The sequence below is a fragment of the Salipiger sp. PrR003 genome (assembly GCF_010500785.1).
GTDB classification, from domain to species: Bacteria; Pseudomonadota; Alphaproteobacteria; order Rhodobacterales; family Rhodobacteraceae; genus Salipiger; species Salipiger pacificus_A.
The window spans coordinates 39,307-51,293 of sequence record NZ_JAAGOV010000010.1 but is presented as its reverse complement, the minus strand read 5'-3'; the positions used below and the strand labels follow the sequence as shown (position 1 = coordinate 51,293).

At 65.3% G+C, this 11,987-nt stretch carries 6 protein-coding genes; 1 reads left to right on the top strand and 5 read right to left on the bottom strand.

What is annotated here, in order from left to right:
- Positions 1 to 939 carry an MYG1 family protein gene (locus tag G0D83_RS00325; RefSeq protein WP_164188589.1) on the top strand — a complete coding sequence of 313 codons (939 nt, stop codon included), beginning with the start codon at positions 1 to 3 and terminating at the stop codon, positions 937 to 939.
- Between the two features lie 16 nt (positions 940 to 955).
- On the opposite strand, the gene G0D83_RS00320 is transcribed toward G0D83_RS00325, so the two are convergent.
- From G0D83_RS00320 to G0D83_RS00300, 5 genes are all read right to left on the bottom strand, one after another.
- A complete protein-coding gene (locus G0D83_RS00320; RefSeq protein WP_164188587.1) occupies positions 956 to 2,131 on the bottom strand; it encodes a polysaccharide biosynthesis/export family protein in 1,176 nt (391 codons plus the stop codon).
- A 12-nt stretch (positions 2,132 to 2,143) separates the two neighbouring features.
- The gene (locus G0D83_RS00315; RefSeq protein ID WP_164188585.1) at positions 2,144 to 3,304 is read right to left on the bottom strand and encodes a glycosyltransferase; all 1,161 of its coding nucleotides are present in this window, start codon (positions 3,302 to 3,304) and stop codon (positions 2,144 to 2,146) included.
- Complete coding sequence (locus G0D83_RS32685; protein WP_164188583.1) at positions 3,301 to 4,422, bottom strand: glycosyltransferase family 4 protein; 1,122 nt, start codon at positions 4,420 to 4,422, stop codon at positions 3,301 to 3,303. The genes G0D83_RS00315 and G0D83_RS32685 overlap by 4 nt, the downstream gene beginning before the upstream one ends.
- 49 nt (positions 4,423 to 4,471) lie before the next feature.
- Positions 4,472 to 10,630: a malectin domain-containing carbohydrate-binding protein gene (locus G0D83_RS00305; RefSeq protein WP_164188581.1), complete on the bottom strand. Its 6,159-nt coding sequence runs from the start codon at positions 10,628 to 10,630 to the stop codon at positions 4,472 to 4,474.
- A gap of 140 nt (positions 10,631 to 10,770) precedes the next feature.
- Positions 10,771 to 11,859, bottom strand: coding sequence for a sugar transferase (locus tag G0D83_RS00300; RefSeq protein WP_164188579.1), 1,089 nt, complete (start codon positions 11,857 to 11,859; stop codon positions 10,771 to 10,773).
- Positions 11,860 to 11,987 lie beyond the last annotated feature (128 nt).

Below are 11,987 nucleotides of genomic sequence, written 5' to 3'. Positions count from 1 at the left end.
ATGCAGATCACCCACCTTGTCACCCATTCCGGCGGCTTCCATGCCGACGAGCTGCTGTCGTCGGTGATCCTCACCCGGCTCCACCCCGAGGCCGAGATCCTCCGCACCCGCGACGCGGCATGGATCACGCCCGGAGCGGACAAGATCATCTACGACGTGGGCCGCGCATACGACCACGCGCAGGGCATCTACGACCACCACCAGAAAGACGCACCGCTGCGCGATGACGGCCAGCCGTTCAGCTCCTTCGGGCTGATCTGGAAACACTATGGCCGCGACTACCTGCGCGCGCTGGAGGTGCCAGAGGCCGATCTCGAAGGCATCCACGCCAGCTTCGATTCGGGCTTCGTGCTGCCGGTCGACCTGATGGACAACGGCGCTCTCAGCCCGTCCGAGACTGGCCCGATGCTGTCGGATCTCACGCTGCCCATGCTGCTGGAAAGCCTCAAGCCGGTCTATGATGACAAGGCGCCCGAGGCCGAAGACATGGCATTTGCCGATGCGCTGCACATCGCGCGCGCCTTCGTCGAGGCGCAGATCCGCCGCAAGGCCGCCAAGCGCCGCGCCGAAGCGCAGGTGATGGCGGCGATCGAGACCGCCGGTGCGGGCCGCGTGCTGGAGCTGCCGCAGGGCATGCCCTTCCGCTCGGCAGTGGTGGCCGCGGGGGCCGATCACCTGCTCTTCGTGGTGCACCCGCGCGGCGAAGATTGGGCGCTCACCGGCATCCGCAAGAACGCCGACGGCTTCGAGCAGCGCGCCGATCTTCCCGCCGCCTGGGCCGGGCTGACCGACGCGGCGCTGGAAGAGGCAAGCGGCGTCGCGGGGGCAAAGTTCTGCCACAACGGGCGCTTCATCGCCGTGGCGGGCAGCCGCGAGGCAATCCTCGCGATGGCCGATCTGGCCGTGCGCGAGGCCGAGGCGGTGTCCGGGACCGCCTGAGCCGCGCTCGCGCGTTTCACTGCATCACCGCCTCGAAGCTGATGTTCAGCACGTCCTCGGGGCCGAGCAGCGCCGTCGGCGCCACCCGCTCGGGCGTATCCGAACCGTTGCGGAAGACTTCGTAGACGGTCTCGACTGCCTCGCCCAACTCGGCGGCGGCGGCGGGACTGGCACGGCGCAGGAAATTCAGCGCCATCTGCACCTCGGTACGCTCCTGCGCCACGCGCTGCTCGGCCTCGATCTTGTCCTGCAGCAGGTTCAGCCGGTACTCGGTCTGGGCCTCCTGGATGTCGCTCTCGGCATTGGCACGGGTCTGCTTGGCGCGCGAGACGAAGGCGGCGACCTCGAGCAGGTCGGCGTTGTATTCGGAGAGGTCAATCTTCAGCCCCAGCGTCTGCTCCTTGCGAGCGAGACCGCGGGCCTCAAGTTCCTGCATGCTCTCGAGCTGCTCCTGCGTGGCGTCGAGCCGCTCGTTGATCAGTTCCCGGCGCTGGTCGAGCATCCCGGCTTCCTCGTCGGCAAGCGTGCTGCGCATGGTGGCGCCTTCCATCAGGTCCTGCATCAGCGAGCGGCGCAGGCCGACGAGCTGTTCCTGTTCCTGGTCGAGACGGGCCTCGGGCACCTGGGCCTCGGTGGTCACCCCGTCGAGCCGGGCCAGTTCCCGCGCCAGGGCGTCGCGCTCGGACTGGGCAAAGGTCAGGCGGCTCTGCGCCTCGGCGAGGTTGTTGCGGGCGTTCTCGATGTCACGCTCGCTGCGCAGGTCTTCCTGAACGCGCTCGATGCCGCCCGCCATGGCGATGGCCTTCATCACCGTCAGCCCGGGGCGGAACTCGTAGGCGCCGGGCGTGTCGACCGCGCCGAGCACGAAGACATCGCGGTATTCGAGCATATCGACCACCACCGATTCTCGGCTGGAGAAGCGCTCGCGCGCCTCGGTCTCGATGCGCTCCTCGACCTGGCGCATGGTCAGCCCGGCCACATCGATCGGCCCCAGCAGGTGCATCGCGATCTGGCCGTCGGCGCGGACCTGGAAATTGCCCGACATCTCGGGCTTGCCATAGACCGAGATGGTCAGCCGGTCGCCCACGTCGACGTGGTAGTCGGGCGTGTCGGCCTTGGCCGGCCCGCCGGTCACGGCGAGGGCCAGGGCAAGCGCCGTGCAGGCGGCAAACTGGCGAAGATAAACAACCATTCTCGCTACTCCTCAGTTGGGACTGTCCAGCCGCGGCGCGCCGGGCTGGCGATGCGCGCCGGGGCGCGGACGGGTCTTGCTGTCGTAAAGGGCGAAGATGCGCTCGCGCATGACCTCGGCGCTGAACCGGGCAACCACGGTGTCGCGTGCCGCGCCGCCAAGCCGGGCGGCGGCGGCCGGATCGGCCAGCAGCCCGGCCACCGCCTGCGCCAGCGCCTCGGGATCATGCGCGGGCACGAGGCGTCCGGAGCGGCCATCTTCGAGCACATCGGGAATGCCGCCGACATCGGTCGAGGCGACGGCGCATTGCATCGCCATGCCCTCGAGCAGCACCATCGGCAGCCCTTCCCAGGCCGAAGAGACCACCATCACGTCGAGCGCCGCCAAGAGCTCGCGCATCCGGCTGATGGCCCCGGTCAGGATGAGCCTTTCCGGCCCCAGCCCAAGCCCGCGGGCCTGCGCCTCGATCTGCGGCCCCAATGGCCCCTCGCCCACGACGAGGAACACCGCCTGCGGGACGCGCTGCGCGAGGATGGCGGCGCTGCGCAGGAAATTCTCGTGGTCCTTCTGCGGCGTAAGGCTGCCGATCACCGCCACGACCTTCGCCCCCGGTTGCACGCCGTAGCGGGCCAGATCGAGCGGCTGGGTGCGCGCCGGGTCGAAGTGATGCAGGTCGATGCCGTTGACGATGGTCTCGATGCGTTCGGCGCGGAAGCCTCCGGTGCGGGCGACGTGGTTGGCCACCCGATCCGACACGCCGATACAGGCGTCGGCCCCAGCTGTGATTGTCCGATACATCAGGCTCTTGGCCTTCTTCTCGCGCCAAGGATCGGTGTTGTGCAAGGTTATGATGCGCGGCACGCCCGAGAGGCGCGCGGCCGTCTGGCCGACGAGATCGCTCTTGATCAGGTGGCTGTGCACGATGTCGGGCCGCCAGTCGCGGATCAGCTTCATGCAGCGTGCGAGCGCGCGCGGATCGCGCAGCCCCCTGGTGCTCAGCCGGGTCATGCCGACGTCGCGCTCGGCCACACGCGCCTCGAGCGGGCCAGGCGTGAAATAGGCCACATGCGCCTCGCAGCCACGGTCCCGCGCCGCATCCAGCAGGCCCAGCAGCAGCATCTCGGCGCCGCCGAACTTGAGGCTGTCGATTACGTAGAGAATGCGCTTGCTCACCAGGCCACCTCCAGTTCGGCGCGCGGCATGGCGGGCTCGCCCGGAAAATGCGCGGCGATCCGTTCCGCCACCGCGTCCCAGGTGAACTGCGTTGCACGTGCCTTGGCCGCCGTGCCGAGGCGCAGGGCGCGGTCGGGCATGGCGAGCGTCTGAAAGAGCGCTTCGGAAAGCGCCTCGGGGCTCCGCACCGGGACCACGTGGCCGGTCTCGCCCTCGACCACGATGGAGCCAATGTCGCCGACGTCGGTCGAGACCACCGGCAGGCCGAACTGCATGGCCTCGCAGAAGACCACGCCGAAGGGCTCGAGCCGCGAGGGCATGCAGAAGCAGGAAGCCTCGTGGAAATGTTCGGCGACCTCCTCCAGAGGCAGGCGCCCCAACACCTCGACCCCCTCGACCTGCAACTCGGGGCTGCAGCCGATCACGGTGAGTGTCGCATCCGGCAGCCGCGTGCGGAGCAGCTTGAAGGCATCGACCAACTCGGGCCCGCCCTTGCGCTCCCAGTCGACCCCGACAAAGAGGATGCGGCGTCGGGCGAAACGCTCGGTGCTCAGATCCACCGGCCGCTTGGGAAGCACCGAGGCCCCTGCCCCGATGGCCGAGCTCTTTTCCGGCGCGATGCGGTATTGCTCGGTGAGCATCCGGCGAATTTTGGGCCCGAAGGTGAAGACATGCCGGGCCTGAGTGTAGATCTCGCTCTCGCAGGCGAACCAACCGTCGCTGGGCGCCCCGAAGAGGCCCTGCAGGCTCGACATCCCCGCCCGCGCCACGTGGTCGGTATAGACGAAGTTGGGGATGCCGGGCAGTGCCGCGTTGAACAGCGACTGGGTCTGCAGGGTGAAGTCGTAGTCGGCGGGATCGAACCGATCCCGCACCATCTCGCTCACCGCCTGGTAGTACGTCCGCGAGCGCGCCAGGCGGTAGCGCAGCATGTCCTTGGAACTCCAGCTGGACAGCCCGTACTCGCGCTGCACCCCGAGGAGGCACCGCAGCTGGCTCAGCATGTTCTCCTTGAACTCCTTTCCGACGTCGATGACATCGAGATCGATCTCGGGGCGGACCCTGCGCAGGGCCGCCTCGAGTTGGGCATTGATGTGCGAGAAGCTCCCGCGGATCACGAACAATCCCCGCGACCGTGCGGGACCAACCATTGAAAAATCCTTCATCTCACCCAATGATCCCATCCACGTAAATGTAGTCCAGATAATCAATTCTGAGCGGCTCGCCGCCGTCCGAAATACCGGTGAGACTGACCACGTCGCCCGCCGCGAGTTCGACCCCGAAGGTGCTGTGCTCGGCAAAAGATGTGCCGTTCACGATCGCATCGCCCGCATCGAGGTTCCAGACGAAGCTGTCCACCACCACGCCGTTCACCTCGATGTCGAGCTGCGACTGACCATCGGACTCGTCAAAGTGACCCAAGGTAAGGTTATAGGTTCCGGTCGCATCCGCAAAGACGAAGCTTGCGCTCTGCACGCCCGCGTCGCCCGCCCTGATCAATTGATCCCCGGAGGCATGGCCATTGCTGCTGATGATGAAACCTTGGTCGAGCGAGAAAGTCTCGGCCTCGAGGCGCACCAGCTCGCCCGGGTTGGCAGGCGCACTGCCGCCGCCCGAGCCGCCGTCGAGCGGAGTGAAGTCGAGGTAGTCTATGCGCAGCGGCTCACCGCCGTTGGAGACGCCCGACAGCTCCAGGATATCGCCGGCCACCAGATCGAGTCCCGAAATGGTGCGTTCGGCTAGGGCGCCCGGGGTGACCGTCGTCCCGTCCGCATCGAGATCCCAGGTGAAACTGTCGATCACCGAGCCATTGAGCACGACGTTCAGCACCGACTGCCCATCGGATTCATCAAAATACCCGAGGGTGAGATCGAAGCTGCCAGACTGTGTCACGCTGTAGCTGGCAATCTGCGTGCCCGGATCCGTGGCCTGGATGAGCTGATCGCCCGAAGCATGCGGGTTGCCGAAGACCGCGAAACCTTGCACGAGGCTGAGGCTCTCGGCCTCGACGCGGAAGGTCTCGCCCGAGCTAGAGCCTCCGCCCGTGCCGCCACCCCCGGTGCCGCCAGTGCCGCCGCCGCCGGGACTACCCTCGACAGGGGTGAACTCGGCAAAGTCGATGCGCAGCGGCTCGCCGCCGTCGGACACGCCCGACAGTTGCAGGGTGTCGCCCACCTTCAACTCGACGCCCGAGATGATGTGCTCGGCAAAGGAGGACGGGGTGACCGTCGTCTCGGCCGCATCGAGATCCCAGGTAAAGCTGTCGATCACCGTGCCGTTGACCAGCACGTTCAGCACCGATTGACCGTCGGATTCGTCGAAATAGCCGATCTTGATGTCGAAGGTCCCGGCCGTGGCCACGGTGTAATTGGCGATCTGCGTGCCCGGGTCGGTGGCCTGGATCAGCTGGTCGCCCGAGGCGTGCGGGTTGCCGAAGACCGCGAAGCCCTGCACGAGGGTCATGTCCTCGGCCTCGACGATGAACGGATCGCCGATGGGCGTGCCGCCGCCTCCATTTCCGCCACCGCCATTGCCGCCGCCGCTCGAGCTGTCGGCGTCGTAGGTCAGGTAGATCGGCGACGTGGTCGGGCCCACAGGCAGGTTGCCGTTGCTCGGGTCGATCACCGCCGCGACGATGCCGAGCGGGAGCTGGTCTTCGCCGGTGAAGTCATAGGCCGCCACCCCCGAGAGGTCGAACATCGACGATATGTCCTGCACGCCGCCTGTCAGGGTAATGTCAACGGTCTGGAATTCCACGGCGTTATTGGCCGGGAAGTCCGATGCCGCCAGCGCTGCCAGCTGCGCATCGAGCTGCGGCGCATAGGCCTGCTCCGTGCTGGTGCCGGTCGAGAAGGCGTTGGTGGTGGGCTGGATCATGCCCTTCATCAGCACGACCCGCATGGTCGCCCCGGCCGGGCCGCTGACCATCATGCTGAAGTCGCTGTCGCTGTAGGTCCCGACGCCACCCTCGATAAGCCCGTTGACCACGATGCTGGCCTCGGTGCCGGCCGCAGACTGCGACGAAAGCCCCTTGGCGCCCGCTTGCGTGTCGGTGCCCTGCAGGTATCCCGTGCTGGTGGTGCCGTCGGCATAGGTCACGGTGAAGCTCGAGCCGATCAGCTCGGCCCCCGAGACCCCGCCCACGTCCCAATTGGGAGACGTGCCCGCATCGAGCGTCGACTTCTTTGCGCCGGCGATGGAGTTGGGGTCCATGTCGACCGAGAAGGTCACCGTCTCGCCGGATTGGAAGCCACCCGCAGTCGCCTGGTTGAAGGTCAGGACGATGCCTTCGTAGCCAGCAGTGCCGCCAGCGCCGACGTAGGTCGCATTGTTCGGATCGCTGGCATTGTTGTTCGGCGCGACCACGCCGGTATTGCCTGCGCTGTTGATGGTCAGCGCCTTGGCGACGGTATCCCCGGCGAGGCCGAAAGGATCGAAGACCGCGTCCTTCAGCACCGCCCCCGAGACATCGATCTCGACCTTGGTGACCACCTTGGTCCCGGTATTGCTGAGCACGAAGGAGCCGGAGTCGTAGTTCGACTTCTGTACGTTGTCGGCCGTCGGGGTAATCGCCAGTGTGACCGCGCCACCCCCTGACCCGGGCGTGCCGCTGTCGTTGTCAAGAATCGTTACCAAGCCGGTGTCCTCCCCGATGGTTGCATTGGCTCCGCTGACCCCGGTGATCACCACCTCGAACCTCTCGGCCCCCTCGACCAGCGTGTCGTTCAGAATATTGATCAGCACGCTGGTATCCGCCGCGCCGCCCGCGATCTGCCGGCTGCCGCTGTAGACGCCGGTCGCGGCGTTCAGCGTCGCATTGGCCACGGTGTAGTCGCTGCCCGCCGTCGCGGTGAGCGGACGCACCTCGAACTGCACGAGCACGGTGCTCTCGGAGGGCACGTAGTTGCTCGCCGAGAGCGCGACGGTGACCGAGCCGTCGGCCTCGCCGGCAATTGCGTCACCGACCGAGATCGACGGACCCGGCGCGACGTCGTCGATGGCGATGATCTCGATGGCGTTGATCAGCGGATTCTCCAGCACCGACGCGAAGTCGATGTCGGCGATCCCGTCGTTGATCTGGCCGGTCCATTGCACCATACCGCCGACGCCGCTGCCGAAAGCCGCCACGAGGTCGAAGTCGTTCAAGAAGAGTGAGCCCTCGATAGACACGTCGAAAATCCGCTCACCGACCTGGTCAGTGCCGTTGTAGCCGTTGCCCATGTAGAGGCGGATCGCGTAGCTGCCCGGATCCACGGCGAACTCATACTGCATGCCCTGGCCGGTGGGCTGCGCCCAGCGTTCCTGCGCGAAGACACCGAGCGGGGTGCTCGAGGGCACCGAGCTGTCAAGCGTTGCGAGGTTGAACGTCGACACCGACGTGGTGCCGGCCACCAGCACCGAGGTCGAGCTGCTCCAGTCCATGCCCCCATCGCTGGCCGCCACGTCGGAATTGCCGCCGACCCATCGGTGCACGACCTCGCCCTCCGAGGTGTTGGTGACCTCGATCCAGTCCCACGAGGCGGCAAAGCTGTCGTCCCCGGTGGGGGTCGAGGCAACCATGCCGACCACTGCGCCGGTGACCGAGCCGAGGTTGTCATACTCACCCTTCACCGCCTCGACGACGGCCGCCGGAAGCGCCAGCGTCGCGGTCGGCACCCAGTCCGTGTAGACGCCGTTGTTCACGTAGCGCGCCCGCGCGGTGGCGGTCTCGGCCCCGGAGGTCATGTCGAGGTCGATCGCCACCTCGAAGTTCGGATCGCCGACACCGAGGATATCCGGATCCTCGATCCCCGGCACCTCGACGAAGCTGCTGACATAGCTGTTGTTTTCCTCGACGATCAGTTGCACGCCGTATTTGATCGTGCCGCCCTCTTCGACGACGGCGATCGTGGCCTCGACGAAGGTGTCCTGATCGCCCGGCCCGACCATGAGGCCGACTTTCTCGCCGCCGTCCCAGGTCTTGGCCGGCGCGTCCTTGTTGAGCGAATAGGTGAAGATGTTGACCATCTCGCTGGTGATCGCGAGCTGCTGCGCCCCCGAGGACATGAAGCCGATGCCAAGCACGTCCTGCTGGGTGTTCGCCGCGCCGACAGCGGTGCCCGCATAGGCTTCGTCGATGCTGACAAAGCTCGAGGCGCCACCAAGGTTGAACACGCCGCCATTATAGAGACCCTGCGTCGGATCTCCGGCATTGTCGGTTGCCGGAAGCACGTTGTTGCGCCACACCGCGTTGACGCCTATGCCGCCCGCGATGCTGTCGCCGCTTGGCACGGCGCCGGGCGGAGTCGAGGCGGGGTTGTTCAATTCGAAGTCCCACTTGGCCGTCGAATTCGGCCCCACGTTGACGCCGGTGCCATCGGTCGGGTCGCCGACGTGGCTGTCGAGGATGTTATCCACCCCGTCGAGGTCGAGATCGTCGCTCGGATCGAGCGGCTCGCCGCCGGGGATGAAGATGGCGATATTGTCCTTGCCGTAGACACCGCTGACGATGAGCCCGGCGAAATCGTCCAGCCCATCCCCGTCATTGTCGATGAAGACCCCGAGCCCGTCGTCCCCCAGCGCCGTCACGGCCAGCGGCTGCGAGCCGAAGTTGCCCAGCTCGTAGACCACCGAGGCGGAATCCGTGCGGCCGTCACCGTCGGTGTCCTCGACCTTGACGAAATAGAGCGTGCCGTCGAAGCTGGCTGCGACGACGGTGTTCTGCAGCGCTCCGCCGAAGAATGTCGCGGTGTATTCCTCGAGCCCGTTGGTGGATTCCGGCAGCGTGAGCAGCGATCCGTCTTGGGTGTAATCGAGCAGCTGGGCTTCGGGCGAATGCGCCGTGCCATCCATCACTGAGGTGCCGTCGAAGAAATCCAGCACGTTGGCGATCGAACTTCCGGGATGCTCCCAGTCGTAGCCCGAGACCACGTCGAAGAAATCATCCGGCAGACCGGTGAGCGACGTCGTATCGACCCAGCTTCCCGCGGAATCCTGCGCGTAGATGATCAGCAGCTCGGACAGGAAATCGCGCGCCTGCGCCTCATTGGCAAAGAGCACCGCGCCATAGGCCATGATCGGTGAACCGGAGGTCGCCCCGGCATAGCTCCCGTCGCTTTTGAAGGCCAGCGACAGCGCTTCGGCCGCGGCGCGGATCGGGTTGGCATGGCCGCCGTAGGGGCCGTATTCGTCGGTGATCTCGCCAAGGTAATGCAGCTGGTCGCCGTAGCCCTTGCTGCCGTCTTCGCTGAAATGGTTGGTGGCGAATTCCGAGGTCCAGTCGTCAACGATCGCGCCATCGGAGTACGAGACTGCTTGGCCGCCCCAGCCACCGTTGGGACCGTTGTCAAAGGTGTAGACCTGGCCGTCCTCGGTCACCAGCACGTCAAAGGGATTGCGGAATCCCGGCGAATGGATGGTCAGCGGGTTGTCGACCAGCTTGAGCTGCCCATCCTCGCTGACCAGCACGTAGTCAGTGATCTTGGCCATGTTGAGGCCATTGTTCCCTCCCGCCCAATCGGGCCGCAGAACACCGCCGCTGCTGCCGTTGTTGTCGAGCGTGAAGTTGGGATCGAGATTCAGGTTCTCGATGTCCAGCGTGGTGAGATCGACGTTCGGACGCGCGGGATCGTCGAGCGTCGGCATGTCCAGAATGAAAAGGTTCCCGCTGGCGTCCGTGCGAATGTCGTAGGATTCCAGGTCGGTCAGGTTGATCTTAATGACCGAGGCCGAGTAGGCGAAATCCACCGTCCCGGCAAAGTTGTTGCCAGGCGCGCCCTTGTTGGTATTGCCGCCTATCGCGACCCACAGGTAGGTATCGCCGGTGTCGGGGTCCACCGACAGGTCGAGCCCATTGATCGAATGGTTCTCTTCCGAACGCGGCAGGCCGCGCACGATGGCGACATTGGAAAGCACCTCGCCGGTGTCCGGATCCAGCACGAGCCGATGAATCTGGCTCGAGTTGGTGTCAAGCCCGCTGTCTTCACCCACCGAGATGCGCCAGTCGGAGGAGGTGACGTAGAGCACGTCGTTGCCCTCCGCGTCGGTGGTCGCGACGAGGCCGGTCATTTGGCGGAACGTCTTGGAGTTCAGGGTTCCGTCATCGTTGAAGTTCTGGGTTTCGGCCGGAATGACGCCAATCGCCGTCGACGAGGTCACGACAAAGTCGGGGCTCGTGTCGGCATCCGCCCCATCCGGCTGCCGTTCGATTTCGTAGCGATAGATGGTGCCATTTTGCTGGGCGACAAAAAGCACCGGATTTCCCGTTTCGCTGAAATCCAGCGCCGTCGGGTTGGTGCTCTGTTCCCCGGAAAGATCAGTGACACCGAATGTAATGGTATCGGGCATAATAGAGTCCTCTGACGAGAGGGGTAAAATCAACTATGAAATCAGTTTTTATTTTTTGTTTTTAATTAATTACGGTTTTTTTGGCCTGCGCCGTGGCAGAGGAACTCGCGATTGCCGGAGGGGCTAAGCCCCGTCCGGCATCATGCCGCGGTCGAGCGGGTGAGCGCGCGTCGCAGCTTTGCGGAAAGGAACTCGGACCGGTGTGGCACAACAACTGCCTGGAACAGGTAGCGGCTTAGGATGTGTTCGGCGTATTCGCTTTTCGGCTTGTAACTGACCTGCACCCGGCCGTTCGGCGCCGTCGCCTGGACCGTGCTCAGTTCCACCGCCGCATTGCGGGTCTGACCGTCCGGAAGGAGCATGGTCAGCCGACCCAAGAGCGGCACGTTCAGCGCGTTCCCCTGGTCGAGGATAAGCTGGTCCTCGTCGACCCAGAACACCGCCCGCGACTGGCCGTCATCAGAAACGAAGCGCATGTCGTAGACCCGCGCACGCGCGGCCTCGATACGTTCTGACCGGCGACCGAAGACCGTCGCGCCGATCCGGGACACCGTCCGCGCAACCACGCAGGCCCCGACGATGAACACGAGGGAGATCTCGCCGAGATAAGACACCTCGGTGCGGCACAGCTTGTTGTTCAGCCGCGAGCGGATCGCCTTGGAGGTCCCGTGGCTCATGAAAGCCTGGGCCGGGCCTATCATCCCGGGCTTGACCCGGAACCGGCGTTCGTAGTCGGGGATCGTGGCGGCATATTGTGCCGCGATCTCCGGGCGCACGGGGCGCGGGCCGCACATGTTCATGTCGCCCTTGATCACGTTCAGAAGCTGCGGAATCTCGTCGAGACGGGTTTCACGCAGGAACAGTCCCATCGGCGTTTCGATGCCCGACCCCTTGGGCAGCACCTTGTCCTTGGTGATCATCGCCGCCTTGTTGCTGTCGAGGCTGCGGAACTTGAAAACGTCGAAGAGCTCGCCGTTCTCGCCGATACGCGGGCCGCGGTAGAAAATCGGTGCACCTTGGGTGAGGGCGAGAAGCGCGGTGATCACCAGGAACAGCGGCAGGACCATCAGAAAGAGCGTCATGGCGATGGCGAAATTGTAAGCCCGGTAAACAAACCGCGAGCGCGGCTGGAAGCCGACCGAGAACCGCGGCCAAATGGCGCGCCGGCCGCCCGACGGCCATGCCTCGGCTCCGGCGACCGCGCCGCTCGCATAGCCAGTGTCGCGCACGGATTGGGAGGAGAGCTCCGTGCGGTAGTGGGAGGATTGGAAATCGCTGAAGCGGGGGGAGGAGTCGTCTAAAGTTCTGTATGTATGCGGTTTTTCTAGTTCTTTTTGTGTTGAAAAATTCATCGGAA

Excerpts from the sequence above, each read along its gene's own strand:
- G0D83_RS00325 (WP_164188589.1), top strand. The coding sequence starts at position 1 with ATGCAGATCACCCACCTTGTCACCCATTCCGGCGGCTTCCATGCCGAC.
- G0D83_RS00305 (WP_164188581.1), bottom strand. The coding sequence starts at position 10,630 with ATGCCCGATACCATTACATTCGGTGTCACTGATCTTTCCGGGGAACAG.
- G0D83_RS00320 (WP_164188587.1), bottom strand. The coding sequence starts at position 2,131 with ATGGTTGTTTATCTTCGCCAGTTTGCCGCCTGCACGGCGCTTGCCCTG.